We start from the raw sequence: 15,884 nt of genomic DNA, 5'->3' as shown, positions 1-15,884 counted from the left end.
AACCCCCGAAGTTTATTTTATAGTTCTATAATACAGTTTTTTGCCTAATATTTGAATAATTTTGATAAACTTTTTCAAAAAATTTTTTAATCTTTTTTTCCTGACGGTAATTTTGAAGCGTAATCCTCTTTGTTCACTTGACGACTACGAGCAATGGCTAATGCTCCATTTGGAACATCTTGGGTAATGGTTGAACCCGCAGCAATGAACACGTCATCTCCAACTGTTACAGGAGCTACGATATTCGCATTACATCCAATGAATACATGGTCTCCAATTGTTGCACGGTGTTTATTTTTTCCGTCGTAATTTACAAACACTGTTCCACAACCTACATTGATGTCTTTTCCAAGGTCTGCATCTCCGACATACGTTAAGTGCCCTACTTTCGTATCTGCACCAAGCGTTGAGTTCTTCACTTCCACAAAATTCCCCACATGAACACGTTCGCCTAATACAGAATTTGGACGTAAGTGTGCAAATGGACCTGCATTGCTGTCAACTTTCATATGAGATTCTTCGATGTTCGCTGCTACCAGACGAACGCCGTCTTCAAGAATGCTATCACGAACCACGCTGTGTGCTCCGATGAAACAGTTTGATCCGATGACTGTTTTCCCTTTTAAGACAACACCTGGTTCAATCACAGTGTCCGCACCGATTTGAACGGTTGATTCGATATAAGTTGCTTCCGGATCAATTAAAGTAACCCCATTACGCATATGTTCTTCGTTGATACGAAGGCGCATGTATTTCTCCGCTTTTGAAAGAGCTACACGGTCGTTGACGCCCATTCCTTCGTCGAAATCTTTCATTGGGTACGCAGAAACGACTTCTCCACGTTTCTTCAAGATTTCTAATACATCTGGTAAGTAGTATTCACCTTGAGCGTTGTCGTTTCCAACTTCGTGTAGAGCGCTGAAAAGAGCTACGTTATCAAAGCAGTAAGTCCCTGTATTGATTTCTTTCACTTGTTGTTCTTCAGGAGTTGCATCTTTTTGTTCTATATTTTTAAGAACAGAACCGTCTTTATCGCGAATTACGCGGCCGTATCCTGTTGGATCTTGGGCAATCGCTGTAAGGATCGTTGCCTTAGCCCCTGTGCGTTCATGCTCCTCCATTAACGCTGAAAGAGTTTCGCTTGTTAATAATGGAGTATCTCCACAGATGACAATCGTTGTGCCTTCTTTTCCTTGTAAGAGAGATTCTGCTTGCAAAACAGCATGTCCTGTTCCTAATTGTTCTGCTTGGACGGCATAAGAAACACGGTCTCCAAGGTGGTTTTGCACCATTTCAGCACCATGTCCAACAATCGCAACGATTTCAGTAGCTCCTGTTTTTTCAACTTGGTCGACAACATGCTCTACCATTGGTTTTCCGCAAACGGGATGCATTACTTTGTAAAGGGAAGATTTCATACGAGTTCCTTTACCCGCAGCTAAAATAATTCCGAATTTTTGTTTCATAATAAGCTCCTTGCTCTTTGAATTTCTACCTTCTAATAGTATAGTACCACGCTGTTTTTTTCAAGAAATCACTGGAAGTTCTCCATCAAAAACGCCCTAGCTAGATTGCTAGAGCGTAGGATGTTTTACGAATTAATATTTTGGTGTCCATCTGAAGTCACGAACCGCTTTTTCCATATCTTGTTCAACTGCGCGTGCTAGACCTTGTTCCTGTGCTTTTTTAGCGACTGCTGTTGCCACTTTCAATGACACTTCTGCCACATATTTGAATGGAGGTAACACAGGTGCGCCTGGTTTTGTAATATCCACAATACCGCTTAAAGCATGCGCTGCAGCCCCAATCATTTCATCTGTTAATAGACTCGCTTCTGAAGCAAGCATTCCTAATCCAAGGCCTGGGTAGATTAACGCATTGTTCGCTTGTCCGATAACATAGTTAATACCGTTATACTCAATGTCGTCTGAAGGAATTCCTGTCGCAACGAAAGCTTTCCCGTTTGACCATTCGATGAGGTCTTTGGCAGTAGCCTCTGCTAATTTTGTAGGGTTTGATAATGGGAAAATCACAGGACGTTCTGTGTTTTCGCACATTGCTTCCACTAGTTCTTTTGTAAATGTACCTGGTTGAGTAGAAGTTCCCACTAGGATAGTAGGTTTAACAGTTTTTACCACTTCTAATAAATCGGTTAATTGATCTGCATTGGCAAAATCACTCCGTTTTTTCGCAAATGGGCGTTGTTCAGGGGTTAAGTCATCCATATCATCGAATAACAACCCTTGTTTATCGACCATAAAGAAACGTTTATAAGCTTCTTCTTCGCTAAGGCCGTCAACGACCATTTCACGAAGGACACGAGAAGCAATACCTGCTCCTGCAGTTCCACCACCGTAGCATAAGTACACTTGGTCTGTTAGTTTTTCACCAGCAATATCCATTGCGGCAAAAATCCCGCCAAGTGTCACGATGCCTGTTCCTTGAATATCATCGTTGAAGGTTGGAATTTGAGTTTTGTATTTATTTAAGATATTAGCCGCATTGCCACGTCCGAAGTCTTCCCAGTGTATATATAATTTAGGGAAGAGACGTTCTGCTGTTTCAACGAATTGGTCAATAAAGTCATAATAGCGGTCCCCACGAACACGTTCATGACGATTTCCTAAATAATTTGGATCCTCTAATAAACTTTGACGGTTTGTTCCGGCATCAATCACTAATGGAAGAACACTTGCTGGGTCGATTCCAGCTGCTCCTGTGTATACCATTAATTTACCAACAGAAATATCCACCCCGTTTGTACCCCAGTCACCAATCCCAAGAATTCCTTCGGCATCTGTCACAACGATTAAACGATTTTCACGGTCGCCTGCCGCATTCTTCAAGGTTGCTTCAATATTTTCTGGATGATTGATGTCTAAGTAAGCTGCATATTGTGGATCTACAAAGAGTTCGCTGTAGTTTTCAATCGTGTCCGCAATCGTTGGATCATAAACGATTGGGTTGAACTCCTCTAAGTGTTGTGAGAATAAATAGTAGAATAAAGTACGGTTTGTGTTGAAGATTTCCATTAAGAAAAGACGTTTTTCAAGGTCACTTGCTTTTTGGTGCATATGTGCATAGGTTTGCGCCGCTTGTTCTTCTAAAGTTTGAACGTACGGTGGTAATAATCCGACCAATCCTAATTCTTGACGTTCTTCTTGTGTAAATGCTGTCCCTTTATTTTTGAAAGGGTTGTTTAAAATGTCGTGTCCACGCATATTGATTCCTCCTCATGTCCTTCGTTCGTAGAAAAATATAGTGCCTACAACTTAATTCCTATACTACTCCTATTTTGAACAATTACGAGTCAAAGCCCTCCAATAAGAAAAGATTTAACTTTAAAGACACAAAAAAAGAGAAAAGAGCTCTCTCTTTCCTCTCTAACGTAACGTGTATAACTTTCCTTTTGTAATGGTACTTTTTATCAAATCAAGCGAATTATGAGCGAAAAATTGAATTTTCCTATTGATTTATTGTATACACAGAACTATACTACTGTATATACAGTAAATAAAGGGAGAGTTTTATTCTGATGAAAAATGTTCGTTTTATGACACTTACCGCACTATTAACCGCGATTGCGATTTTTATTCCTATCGCGATGCCACTGAAATTGGTGATTCCGCCAGCTTCATATACCCTTGGAAGCCACGTTGCGATTTTTATTGCAATGTTTATAAATCCTTGGATGGCCATCTTCGTCGTTCTTGGATCCTCATACGGGTTCTTTATCTCTGGTGCTTATCCGCTCGTGATTGTCTTCCGTGCGTTGTCACATATTCTCTTTGCGACACTTGGGGCCTTTTTCTTACAAAAGCATCCTAAGACGCTTGAAAACCGAAAAGCATCATGGATTTTCAACTTCGTCCTTGCGCTTATTCACGCAGTCGGTGAAGTATTAGCTTGTGTGCTCTTCTACTCCGTTTCAGGGACAGATCTTCAAAGCATGTTTTACGTCCTCTTTGTCTTAGTCGGATTTGGTACAGTGATTCACAGTATGGTAGACTATGAATTAGCACTAGTGGTGTATAAAGTTTTACAAAAAAGACGTTAAAAGAGGTCTACTATGCCAAAAGAACGAAAAGCTGAATTACTAAAACTGCTGAAAAACGCGCCAAAGCCACTCAATGGTCAAAGCTTAGCGGAACATTTCCATGTTACCCGACAAATTATCGTTCAAGACATCGCGCTTCTTCGTGCTGATGGGGCAACGATTCTCTCGACCAATCGTGGATATGTCTACAAGGAACAAGAGAGCTCGCCGTATGTTCATCGTCTCTTCAAAGTCAAACACGATACCGAGGCTATTGAAGCCGAACTGTTAGCGATTGTCGATAATGGAGGCCGCGTCCAAAATATTCAAATCGACCATCCAGTCTACGGAGAAATTCAGACTCTTGTGAAACTGACCTGTCGCCGTGACGTCCAACACTTCTTGGAACAAATCCATCAAGAAGACTTTCGCCCTCTGTCATCCTTAACAGACGGCATACATTATCATCTAGTTGAGGCTGAAAACCAACAAGACCTCGACTATATCGAAGATGCCCTCGATAAACTAGGGTATTTAGTAAAGGAAGATTAAAAAATGGCCCACCACTTAAATTAAGCGGTGGGCCTTTCTTATTCCCTAGAGCTATGACGTTTTCCTTGGCTTTTCGCTTGAGCCTCGGTCATCTCCACAACATTATCCCAGTTTGTATTTGGAGGCATGTTTCCTTTGTGATACCAATAAACGCTTGATTTTCCCTTTTTTGCCACATAAACTATTTTCTCTTCTTTTTGAACGGTCGTTGTTTCTTTCACTACTTCTGTCTGAGCAACAGTAGTTTCAACTTTCTTCTTAGCAAATAATGGTTCCGCATTCCCCGTCGCATAGTCAAGTTTTGCATTTGGTGATGTATTCTCCAGAATTACATGAGTTACACCATCATCATCTGTTTCCTCTTGTTTTGTCCCAAAAGAAATCTTCATCAAAGTTCCATCACTTTTTATTCCCGCATACTGCAACTCAACTTGACGTGGAATCAATTCGTCCCCTTGATAGATTGGCGTTACTTTATAATCTAACCAATCATTCGGATGCGCATTAATCCAATCCGCAAGATTATTCTCATAGAACAACATTGCAGTTTGATTTGCGGAATCCGTGTCTGACAGGCTTCCCGTATTTAATAAGGCTGTCATCGGTGTTAAATTACGTAACTCGTTATCTAGTCCACTGAACTGATATCCAACTAAATGACCGCGATTCATCAACCATGCTTCTTTCCCACTCCCTGAATCATCAATAGGCATTTTATAATTATGCCATCCAACTGGATCCACACTGATTTTTGGTTCTCTCTTAGCTTTTGGCTTATCTTTAATATTCAGTTGAATATGCGCTGACGTAGAACGCTCCAGTTTATCCAATTCTCCCAATACCAATTGTTTCTCTTTCTTAAAAGGAAGCAAAGAATCTGGTAATTTAGCAGGCGTCACTGTCGTTGCTTCAACTGTCGTCACTTTCACTACCGTCTCTGTCGTTGACTTCGCCTCTTCTTTATGCCCCCCACATGCTGCTAAAGAAACACCAGCCAGAATCAATAACCCCAATTTCCAATTCGAACGAATTTTCACCCTAATTCCCCCTAATATACTTTATTAAAAACTCCCTAATCAGTTTCAGTATAGACCTCCCTCAGCTTCTTTACAATAGTGGTTTTGACTTATTTTTGAGTTATTCCATTATAAAATACACCTTGCAAAGATGTCTTCTGAATCTAAATGAAAAGACCTAGCTAAAAAGCTAGGTCTTTTCTCTTACTGTCTTACTTTTTGGGATTACGCTTCTTCTTTTCCTTTTTTATAGAACAATGTTCCAAGGGCAAGCGCTAAACTTGCGACAAAGAGAGAAGTGTTTGCATCGCTTGTTCCAGTAGCTGGAAGCTGATTTGCAACAGCTCCATTGACGGTTTCAGGTTTAGCAACTGGCTTTTCACCTGCTGGAGTCGTTCTACCTGGTTCTCCGAAAGCTACAGCTGGAGGTGTAGAAGTAGTTGTAGGAGTCCCCGGCGTTACTGGCGATGTTGGACTCGTCGGTGCCGTTGGTGTTGTCGGTGCTGTTGGGTTCGCTACAGCCACGGATCCTTTATACACAACTGCGTAAATACTGAAGTGAGTCGTATTAAAGGTTACTTTTCCATCTTTTTGAGTAAACGTTAAAGCTTCCAATCGTTTTTCAGGAGTAATGTAGTAAATCGTTTCTACTTCCGCATCAGCTTTCACTGGAACCGTCACAGCAACTGTTCCATTTGGCTGAACAAAGCCACCTGCCTTTCCTCCTAAACGAATATCATACGCATCATATTTTTTGCCATCCAATGTTTGATCAAGAACTTTTTGAACTGCTAAGTCTTTCACTGGTTCTAAGGCGGTAGTTGACCCCGAAATCATCACACCTGTAGCCTCGTCTTTCAACTCTCGTTTAGCAACCGTTGAATCAATTGGCGTTAGTGGCGTTACTGGTTTGTCTGGTTCAGGCTGTTGAATTTCATCTGGAGTGACTTCTTTAGTAAAGGTTGATAATTCGTAGAACTCTGCAGGGCCACCTTCCCAAGAAACTTTCACATCAAGAATTCGTGGATTTTCTCCTGGAAGTGCAAATGTTTGGAAGCTAGATTTTACTTTACCCAGTTCTTTCCACACAGATTCTCCTGCTTCATTCAATGTACGCACTTTGACTTTTACAGTGGTTCCTTCTGGGACATCTGCAATTAAACGAACATGATTTACAGCCGTTTCTTCTGATAAGTGGTAAACCAGTTCTCCCTTATTCTCTGTTGTCGCATAACTAGTTAATACATTTCCATCCGTTAAATGTTTCTTCAAGTTATCTTTGTCTTCTGTTCCACTTCCTGTCACCGTAGGATTATTTTCAGGATTGATAAACTCACCATCATTGATTTCGATTTCGCTAAAGCCTAAGAAACGTGCATTATAATCCGCTGTAAAGAGCACACGCATAAACTTAGCGGTAACTGGTTTATCTAGAACCCCTTCAATATAACGATTTCCAGGTTTAGCCGCATCATGTGTCCAACCATCCGTTAGAGAGTTGTCACGAATTTCATTTTCAACCCCGTCACCAACTGTAACCACATCGGTCCAGTTCTTACCGTCTTCACTGACTTGGATCTTACCATCTCGTAAATAATTCCGTTCCGCATCTTGAATGTATGCACGAATCTTCTTCACTTGACGAGTGGTACCGAGTTTCATCACGATTTCACCATTTTTACGTTGGTAATCAGAAAACTCAACGAAATTGTTGTAATCTCCATCAAATAATTGACCTATATTGTGAATGCGACGAACATCATTCGCCCCATAATATTGGTGGATGCCCATTGTGGTTGATTGAAGTTCTGTTGATTCCACTTCTTTTGTCTTCACAATTAACTTACCAGAAGGAAGCGCTTGGTCTTTATCCGTCTTATTCACGAGACGAACATAACGAACGAAGGTATGTTCTGGCAATTCGTCTGCACGATACCATTCGACTTCATTAGCAGAGTACTCTAGTGTTAATCCTGTTTCTCCTGCATCTTCCAGAGTAATCGAAGAAGCTTCATGTAGGCGGTCTAATTTCATTCCAAGATATCCATTTGCTGGAATATTGGTTCCTTGAGGTAATGTCATTTCATAACGTCCACGGCTATCAGCGACTGGCGTTTCCTTCAAGCTATCCACACTTGTAACTGTCAAGTCTGTATTTGGAGTGAAAACATCTACCGTGAAGTCCGCGATTCTCCACCATTTATTCAAGGTTTGAGTATTGCGAACACGCACAAATTGCGCTGTAAATTCTTTGATAATATCACTCGTTCTTTCTCCAGCTAATGTTTGAAGCGTCGTCCAATTAGTTCCGTCTGTCGAATATTCGATGACACCCGCTGCTAATTTGTCGCGTTCTCCTTGAACAAGGTGTACTCGTTTAATAGCTTTAGCAGCCCCTAAATCCATTTGTACCCAAGCATTTTCTGGGGTGACATTGGTTTGGTTTGCATGTGCCATCATAGATTCTGTTGTCTCATTTCCATCTTGCATTTGAACGACACTAGTTCCATATTTATACACTAGATTAGAACTTAAAGTGATATTTGCTTTTACCTTCTTGCTACCCGTTTCTAGTGGTCTATTGACGGCAATTTCGCGCATGGCAAGCCAAGCATTATCCTTTTTAGCAGTTGCACGCATTCGAACGGCTTGTGCAGTAATATCCAGATTATTGAATTCAAGGGTACGCTCTCTACCTGTATAGGCAGGAGTCGTGAGCGCTACCCAATCCCCTTGCTCATTTTGATATTCAACAACGGCATTACCGAATGTGTAGTTATCGGCCGTCTTGGTTCCGGTGGCAAATCCGAGCGTATGAATCTTAATCGCTTTGTTGAAACGTAATCCCACATAGTCATCTCGTTCAATTACGGTTGTCGTCTTCACGATTACATGTGTATCGTAGTCTCCGTCTGTGACTTCAGCTAGTCCGCCTTCAGCACCCGCACGGTTTGTAATAAATGTAGTTACCAGTTTATCTGGGCGAAGCATCGTCTGAATATGCGTTGCTAAATATTCTTTTAGATTATTAATAAACGGACGAATATGTTGAACTCCAAATTCAGCACGTTCATAGTGATCTACATAGAAGAATGCATAACTAATGGATTGGTCATAATGCTTCAATCCTGCGTAGTAGTTATCCCAAACTTTCGCATCATTCTTTTCTGCAAGTCCTTCTGTTGCTGTTAAGAGGGCTTCGAGCGCATTCATTTGGTCTACTGTATTGTCCAACCAATAGTGAATTTGGTGAATGAGTTTCTTATCCCCTTTTTCTTTTAGAAGAATTGCGTCAGCTTTCAATTGGGCAAAGATTTCTTTTAATTCTTTTCTTTCTGCATCTAAGTTTTGACCTGCCTTCAATTTGTTATAAAAGGCGGTCAATTTAGGTGCAAGCTCTACTGACTCTTCTAATTTTGTAACGTGAGGAGGTCTGTTTTGGTTTCGCATATGTTTTCCAAGTTCGCGGAAGGCTTTGGAAACTTCACTGTCTTTAAAATGACCATTGACCACATAATTAAAGGCGGTGTCATTAATTTGTTCTGCTTCTTGTGCACTTCTCCATTGCTTCCAGCCGTATTGAGCCATGTCAAACAGAGCTACTTTGGAAGCTTCCGATTGTTGCATTGGATTCAGCATAATTCCATTCGAAAGCGACAAATCAACATTTGGATGCAAGAATTTTTCTCCGCCACCAAGAATTAAGTGTTGTTTTGTATTGTCATTACATGGCCAGTTAATCCAGAAGTGAATTGGACGATATTTCTTTCCACCTTCTGTCAAATTCCGTTTCAAGTTCGTTAAGAAAGTTTGATCCACAGCTCCCCATACTTTCCCCCCTGTCAACGTTAAATGGACTGTTTCTGGAAGATGTTCGTTAAGTGTGCGAAGTTCATCTTCTGTCCCTTGTCCCATATACCAAGCAGGTACAAAAATCATATCTTTACGAAGACCGCTATATGTTTTTTGTTTTTCCGTTAACCAATCTGTCAAATCACGCATTAAACGGATATAGCTATTGTATCCACCGACTGGCCAAGCCGCATCATCGGCAAGCACCCCAAATTCACGAACCCCTGCATCGAGTAATTGTGTAAATTTATTTTTGATGACAGAAAGATCTTCTTTATATTTCTCGTCGTTTTCAAAGCGCATTTTGTTATGCATGAATGGATGGATTGTCCATACATAGCGTGTCTTCGTTTCATTTCCGACACGAGCTAAGTCCCGAATTTCTCCTAGTTTTTCCTCTGGGTATAAGTCGCGCCACTTTTTGTTGTGATATGGATCGTCTTTTGGTGCGAAGTAGTATTGCGTTAATTTTAAGTCGCCACCATATTTCATTAAATCTTCCCGGTTTTCCTTCGTCCAAGGATTGCCATAATATCCTTCAATAAACCCACGATTTTTCACTTCTGCATAGTCTTCTACCGTCACATCACGAAGAACAGGAGTTGGTGAATCTTTGAGCATATGTTTCAAGGTTGTAAGGCCAAAGAACACCGCGTCTGTGTCTTTTCCGACAATGGATATTTTATTGTTTTTGACTTGTAAAACATAGGCGTCAATTTTATTGTATAAATCTTTCGAAACATCTTTAACTTCTTTTTCAGCTAGTGAAGATTCCCCATGAACCCCTAGGAAAATATTCGTAGAGCCTTCTGCTTCTTTTGCACTTGTTGTATAAGAAACTTGATTCGCTTGTAAAATTTCTTTTGCACGGTTACGTGTATAGATATCTAGACTATCGCTAAATACCAGATTTACTTTCCCTTCTAGTGCAGTTACCCCTTCTCCATAAGTGACCTTTTGTGGTGTTGGGAATACGGTATATTCCTTTTTCGTCACTTCTTTTTTCGCAGCGTCAATTTCCTCTTTCGTCGCTGGCTTAGCTGCTGTAAATTGGTCGGCTTTCTCCACCGTTCCATTTACTTCACGTGGCTTCGTTGTTGCTTCTGTTGCTGTATTAGGCGTCGTTGTCGTTGGAGCTTCTGTAGCAGTTACTTCTTCCGTTGGTTTAGCCTGCTTTGCAACAGTTGTCGCTTCTGCTTCAGTTGGCTTAGCTGTTTCTTCTTTTGAGGGTTGAGTTTTCCCAGTCTCAGATGTGGCTGCTCCTTCTTTTGGAGTAGCGGAAGCTTCCTCTTCAGCTTTGTTTGCTTGCCCCTCTTTTTCTGCTTTTTCAATCGCCTTTAATACTTCATCCGGCAATTGGTTTAAGGAAGGCGCCTCACTAATAGCCCCATTTTCTGTGCTTGGTTCCCCTTCGACCTCTGCTGCTAAAGCAACCGGAGATGCAAAAAAAGTAGCCCCAATCATTACTGAAGCGACTCCTACTGAAAATTTGCGAATACTGTACTTACATTTTTTATCAAAAAATCTCTTACCCATAAGATTTTCGACTTCCTTTCGTTTTATTTTTAGTAAGCGTTTGCAACAAAACCTAAAACAATCCCTAACCTTATTGTTTACCGATTTTTATGCACCTTTAATATAGCAAAACCAACTGGTAGTTACAAGTTGAATTTGTGATTTTATTAAGAAAATATTCGATAAAAAAAGTAACCATGAATAGGCTTCCCCTTCTATGATTACTTTTTCTTCTTTTCATTTTATTTTACGCTAATTAACCACTTTTTCGCCCATTCAAGAACGGGTAATTCGCGGTTTGCAAGAAGGACTCCCCATGGTTTAGAAGCAAACTTTTGATACTCAGAAACGGCCTCTTCATAAGTCATCTTTAATGTTGATAATTGAAATTCCTCTTGTTCTTCTGGAGTCATATCGGTTTCTCCGAAAGACGTGATCTGGCAAAGATAGTAATGATTTACATTATGACGATGAATCTGATTATAGTAGTCGCTAACTAGACCAATTTTACAAAGGACCTCTACCTTGACCCCCAGTTCTTCCTTTAGTTCCCGGTGGATGGCTTCTTCTGTTGATTCTCCTTCTTCTACACCTCCGCCAGCTGTTTCAATAAAAACGCTAGTCCCAAAGATATCGTCGCGGTGTACTCGCACGAAGTAAAAATATCCCTCTTCATCTATCACAATGGCTCGCACAATTTTTCGATCATGCGTAATCGTCGTCTTCTCCCACTGCGTATCTTCTAATGTTAATGCTAATTCCTTCACTGCCAAACTCACTTTCTATAGTATTCCTCTACGTAAATATCATTAATAACACAAATAGTACAAGCAATCCAATCCCTAGGATTAACTCAACTTGCCCAATACGAAATGCATCTGTATCCTTTTGGCTCCCCGCCTTCTTCCGTGCTTTGAAATCATTGATGAGCCCATACTGCCTTTTGAACACGATGAGATATCCAAAAAGGCAAAAGGTTATCCCGATAACAAATAGGATAATTTTTAACAGGTGCATAAGTCTCACCTCATCATTAATCGTAGTTCTATTATACCATCTATTGAAATAAGCTGTTATCTTATTTCCTCTCTAATGGTTAGGGCTAACTTTTATCAAAGCAAATAAACTAATGACTAAACTTTTAAAAAATCTTAAAAAATGGTACACTAACGCTATAAATTCATATTTTAGGAGTGTAACAATGAAAAACAAAATTTTATTAGGCTCTGTTACTGTTCTTTCTGCACTTGTGTTTGCAGCATGCGGTAACTCTACTAAAGAAACAAAAGAAACGACGACCGTACAAACAACGGAAGCTGTTAAAGAAACAACCACGCAAGCAACCACTCAAGCGCCGACAACAACGGGAGCTTCTTCAGAAGAAAAAGAAATCTCACTCAACGACACTCAACGTGTTGGACGAGACGACGCTGGATACGTCAATGTTCCTAAAGATTGGGTCAACTTTAAAGATGTGAATGGTGGCCCACAATTCCAGTACTCAGCACTCGATGGGTACAACATTATTACATTAAATGGATTCACTCAAGATCAAGCAAAACCTGGTGAAGGAGAAACTTGGGGAGCAGAGATGATTGCCAATCGTCTAGCAGCTAACTGGAGTGGTCAACAAAATGTTGATAAAATCCAAGGTACTAAAACAAAAGTATCCGGAATGGATGCTTACCTCTTACAACTCTTAATGAAAGATGGAAAATACTACTTTACTTGGATTTTTGAAAAAGGGGATAAAGTCTATACGGCTTCTTTTGAAGGAGACAAAAAGACGATTGTAACGATGATTTCACTTATCGAACAAACTTGGGGTCTAGATCCTAAGAATCCTGGAAAATAATCACTAACAACCTAAAAGAGACTAGTCCACGCGATTAGTCTCTTTTGTTATCTCCTATCTATCCTCATCCTTTGTAAAATGTTTTTTATTTAAATTCAACCCGTACCGTGATATAATACAAATATAATAAACCTGTTGAGGAGAACAACTATCTTGAAAAACAAAATTTTATTAGGTTCCGTAACGCTTCTATCTGCGTTAATGGTAGCGGCTTGCGGGAACGGCGAAAAGAATGCAACGGAGACAACCTCAGCGCCAACAACCCAAGCAAATACAACGGCAACTGTAACGACTACAACAACTGCTCAGTCTTCTTCTGACGTAAAAGAAATCTCACTTGCAGACACTCAACGAATCGGGAATGCAGATACTGGTTATCTCAATATTCCTAAAGACTGGACCAAGAATAGCGAAACTAAAGTACAATATGTTTCACCAGATCAATATAATGCTGTGGCACTATACAATTTCACTAAAGATAAAGTAGAACTTGGAAGCGGTGAAACATTCGGTGCTGAGTTAATGGCAAATCGTACATACGCTAAGTTAAAAAACTCAAAAGAGGTCGACCAAATAAAAGGTGTAAAAGCCAAATTCGCTGGCGAGGAGGCTTTCTTACTTAAAGTCCTATTTACAGACGGTAAATACTACCTCTGTTGGTTTTTCCAAAAAGGTGAGATAATATACGCTATCGAAGTCGAAGGTTCTGAGGATATGCTTAATGCTTTAAGACCTGTGATCGAACAGACATGGAGCTTAGAGGCGAAAACTCCCGGACAATAATCAAAAATCTGAACTAAATGAAGGAGATTAATTATTATGAAAAACAAAATTTTATTAGGTTCTATAACGCTTCTATCCTCATTATTGGTAGCGGCTTGCGGGAACAACGAAAAGAAAGCAATAGATACTGTTGCAACACCAACTACTGAAGTCGCTAAAGAAACTACGGCTACACCTACTACAACTGCTCCAACAACAACTGCTGGTGCTTCTTCTACTACTAAAGAAGTTTCACTTTCGGATACTCAACGCGTTGGCCGTGAAGCATCTGGTTATGTCAATGTTCCTAAAGATTGGGTCGCATACCAAGATAAAAATACTGGTTCTCAATTCCAGTTTTCTTCACCAGATAAATACAATGTATTATCAATGAACTCGTACACTAAAGACTCTGTCAAACTTGCTAACGGAGAAACCTTTGGCGCAGAGTTAATTGCGAATCGTTTGTATGATCACTGGCAAAATGACAAACAACAGACTAGTCTACAAGGCTCAAGAGCTAAATTTGCTGGAGAGGATGCCTACTTAATGAAAATTGCATTCTCTGATGGTAAATACATGTACGAATGGGTCGTTCAAAAAGGCGAGAAAGTATACGCGCTTGCAATAGAAGGTACAGCCGATATGATTAATAGCTTAAGACCAATTTTAGAACAATCATTTGGCTTAGATCCAAAAACTCCTGGAAAATAATCACTACTTGCATATTAAAAGAGACTGATTCGCGTAATCAGTCTCTTTCTTTATTGTTATGCTCTTGTAGTCCACTCTTCGCGTAAAATTCCATATTTTACGCTGTCATAATACTGTCCTTGATAGTAACGGACTTTACGGATTTGACCTTCTTTTAGGAACCCTAATTTCTCAGCAACGACCATCATCGCACTGTTCCCACTCCAAGTCGTCATTCCAATATGTTCGAGCGCATCGATTTCTTGGAAAATAGCATCCACCCACTTCGTCAGCGCGTTTGTTGCAATTCCCTCGCCCCACAACTGATTGTCATAAATCACAATCCCAATTTCTAGCCAGCGAGTAGCTTCATCCACCCATGATTTTGAAACCATCCCTACAGGCAGACCTCCAGAGACAACACATCTGCAATCGTCGCTCATTAAAAAATCTGCAATCGAGCTTTCTTCAAAACTTTTCGCATCGTCAAACTTGCGATAATCATTAAAATACGGTGCGTTCAACTTCGTCCACTCTGGTTGATCCGTAGAAAAACCAATCTTCCAAATCTCTTGCAGAAAGTTTTTGTTAAATGGCTCTAGTTGAACTTCGGTCGTTTTCTTTAAGCTTGCCACTGATTCATGCCACCTTCAACATTCGTCACGTCAAAGCCTTTTTCTTCCAAAAATTGACAAGCCCTTGCTGAACGCATCCCACCTTGGCAGATGACGTAGTATTTTTGCTCCGGATTTAATGTTTCATACTCTTTTTCCAACGTACTTAGAGGATAGTTCTTTGCTGTTGGAATATGTCCGTCTTGAAATTCTCCCTTTTCTCGTACATCTAACACCGCGATTTCACTTGTTTGGTATAATTCTTTAAACTCTTTTGCTGCGATTTTTTTCATGTTTCTCCTTCACCTTTCTCCTATTCAAAATAAATTTTAATTCTTCTCTACCCTTCTAAACTCACATTCCAGAAGGTGGTCATTTACCATCCCTACCGATTGCATAAAAGCATAAATAATAGTAGAGCCAATAAATTTAAAGCCTCTTTTCTTCAAATCTTTACTGATTTCGTCCGAAAGCTCCGTTTTTGCGGGGACTTCTGTTATGGATTTCCAAGAATTGATGATTGGCGTATGATTGACAAATCCCCATAAATAGTCGCTAAATGACCCAAACTCTTCACATATCTTAAAGTAAGCTTTAGCGTTGTTCGCAACAGATTTTACTTTCAATCGATTTCGGATGATTTCTTTATTTTGAAGGAGCTCAGCTTCCTTGTCTTCATCATAGTTCACCACAATGTCTGGATCAAAGTTATCAAAAGCTTTACACAACCCTTCCATTTTTTGAAGGATCGTAGACCAACTAAGGCCTGCTTGCATCCCTTCTAAACAAAGCATCTTAAATAATTCCTTATCATCAAAGATAGGGATTCCCCACTTTTCATCATGGTATTTTTGTTCAAGTAGACTATGGTTAGCCCAATCACATCTTTTTGTTTCCATATTTACTCCTTTTACATAAGAGTTTTAGTCCTCGGGTTCGGATTCCCTATACAGTAGCGATTTTATCCAATACCCCAAATTTATTAGAAT

13 protein-coding genes and 2 pseudogenes are annotated in these 15,884 nt (G+C 40.1%); 5 read left to right on the top strand and 10 right to left on the bottom strand.

The features are described 5' to 3' along the window. Nucleotides 1-86: 86 nt before the first annotated feature. Nucleotides 87-1,466 (bottom strand): bifunctional UDP-N-acetylglucosamine diphosphorylase/glucosamine-1-phosphate N-acetyltransferase GlmU, encoded by a 1,380-nt coding sequence (gene glmU / locus HMPREF3106_RS08020; RefSeq protein ID WP_005607540.1) that lies wholly within the window; start codon nucleotides 1,464-1,466, stop codon nucleotides 87-89. Between the two features lie 132 nt (nucleotides 1,467-1,598). Next, nucleotides 1,599-3,221: a malolactic enzyme gene (locus HMPREF3106_RS08015; RefSeq protein ID WP_070445800.1), complete on the bottom strand. Its 1,623-nt coding sequence runs from the start codon at nucleotides 3,219-3,221 to the stop codon at nucleotides 1,599-1,601. 314 nt (nucleotides 3,222-3,535) lie between these two features. Here HMPREF3106_RS08015 and HMPREF3106_RS08010 point away from each other — a divergent pair, with 314 nt between their 5' ends. After that, nucleotides 3,536-4,057 (top strand): hypothetical protein, encoded by a 522-nt coding sequence (locus HMPREF3106_RS08010; RefSeq protein WP_005607549.1) that lies wholly within the window; start codon nucleotides 3,536-3,538, stop codon nucleotides 4,055-4,057. A 12-nt stretch (nucleotides 4,058-4,069) separates the two neighbouring features. Beyond that, entirely contained in the window at nucleotides 4,070-4,588 is a 519-nt protein-coding gene (locus HMPREF3106_RS08005) for a transcription repressor NadR (protein WP_070445796.1), read from the top strand. Between the two features lie 38 nt (nucleotides 4,589-4,626). Here the strand turns inward: HMPREF3106_RS08005 and HMPREF3106_RS08000 are convergent, their stop codons facing one another. The 5 genes and pseudogenes from HMPREF3106_RS08000 to HMPREF3106_RS07990 form a co-directional block, all read right to left on the bottom strand. Then, nucleotides 4,627-5,625 (bottom strand): DNA/RNA non-specific endonuclease, encoded by a 999-nt coding sequence (locus tag HMPREF3106_RS08000; protein ID WP_070445793.1) that lies wholly within the window; start codon nucleotides 5,623-5,625, stop codon nucleotides 4,627-4,629. A 204-nt stretch (nucleotides 5,626-5,829) separates the two neighbouring features. Further along, the gene (locus tag HMPREF3106_RS09690) at nucleotides 5,830-6,441 is read right to left on the bottom strand and encodes an LPXTG cell wall anchor domain-containing protein (RefSeq protein WP_246827580.1); all 612 of its coding nucleotides are present in this window, start codon (nucleotides 6,439-6,441) and stop codon (nucleotides 5,830-5,832) included. A gap of 57 nt (nucleotides 6,442-6,498) precedes the next feature. Further along, nucleotides 6,499-10,623: pseudogene (locus HMPREF3106_RS07995) on the bottom strand (beta-N-acetylglucosaminidase domain-containing protein); the annotation flags it as partial. Nucleotides 10,624-10,884: 261 nt separating this feature from the next. Further along, a pseudogene (locus HMPREF3106_RS09710) lies at nucleotides 10,885-10,992 on the bottom strand (YSIRK-type signal peptide-containing protein); the annotation flags it as partial. A gap of 221 nt (nucleotides 10,993-11,213) precedes the next feature. Next, on the bottom strand, nucleotides 11,214-11,738 hold the full coding sequence (locus HMPREF3106_RS07990) for an NUDIX domain-containing protein (RefSeq protein WP_070445864.1): 525 nt from the start codon (nucleotides 11,736-11,738) through the stop codon (nucleotides 11,214-11,216). A gap of 434 nt (nucleotides 11,739-12,172) precedes the next feature. On the opposite strand from HMPREF3106_RS07990, the gene HMPREF3106_RS07980 reads away from it, so the two are divergent. The 3 genes from HMPREF3106_RS07980 to HMPREF3106_RS07970 all read left to right on the top strand — a co-directional run bounded on the left by HMPREF3106_RS07980 (nucleotide 12,173) and on the right by HMPREF3106_RS07970 (nucleotide 14,302). Beyond that, the gene (locus HMPREF3106_RS07980; protein ID WP_005607561.1) at nucleotides 12,173-12,826 is read left to right on the top strand and encodes a hypothetical protein; all 654 of its coding nucleotides are present in this window, start codon (nucleotides 12,173-12,175) and stop codon (nucleotides 12,824-12,826) included. Between the two features lie 153 nt (nucleotides 12,827-12,979). After that, complete coding sequence (locus tag HMPREF3106_RS07975; RefSeq protein WP_070445783.1) at nucleotides 12,980-13,609, top strand: hypothetical protein; 630 nt, start codon at nucleotides 12,980-12,982, stop codon at nucleotides 13,607-13,609. A 36-nt stretch (nucleotides 13,610-13,645) separates the two neighbouring features. Further along, a complete protein-coding gene (locus tag HMPREF3106_RS07970) occupies nucleotides 13,646-14,302 on the top strand; it encodes a hypothetical protein (protein ID WP_070445780.1) in 657 nt (218 codons plus the stop codon). 56 nt (nucleotides 14,303-14,358) lie between these two features. On the opposite strand, the gene HMPREF3106_RS07965 is transcribed toward HMPREF3106_RS07970, so the two are convergent. From HMPREF3106_RS07965 to HMPREF3106_RS07955, 3 genes are read right to left on the bottom strand one after another with little or no spacing between them, the layout of a single operon-like run. Next, on the bottom strand, nucleotides 14,359-14,916 hold the full coding sequence (locus tag HMPREF3106_RS07965; RefSeq protein WP_070445777.1) for a GNAT family N-acetyltransferase: 558 nt from the start codon (nucleotides 14,914-14,916) through the stop codon (nucleotides 14,359-14,361). After that, nucleotides 14,904-15,188, bottom strand: a complete 285-nt coding sequence (locus tag HMPREF3106_RS07960; protein ID WP_070439275.1) for a rhodanese-like domain-containing protein — start codon at nucleotides 15,186-15,188, stop codon at nucleotides 14,904-14,906. The genes HMPREF3106_RS07965 and HMPREF3106_RS07960 overlap by 13 nt, the downstream gene beginning before the upstream one ends. A 36-nt stretch (nucleotides 15,189-15,224) precedes the next feature. Further along, nucleotides 15,225-15,794, bottom strand: coding sequence for a DNA-3-methyladenine glycosylase I (locus tag HMPREF3106_RS07955; protein WP_070445770.1), 570 nt, complete (start codon nucleotides 15,792-15,794; stop codon nucleotides 15,225-15,227). Nucleotides 15,795-15,884: the final 90 nt, after the last annotated feature.

Source organism: Granulicatella sp. HMSC31F03 (assembly GCF_001807725.1).
GTDB lineage: Bacteria > Bacillota > Bacilli > Lactobacillales > Aerococcaceae > Granulicatella > Granulicatella adiacens.
This window is presented reverse-complemented; position numbering and strand designations above follow the sequence as displayed.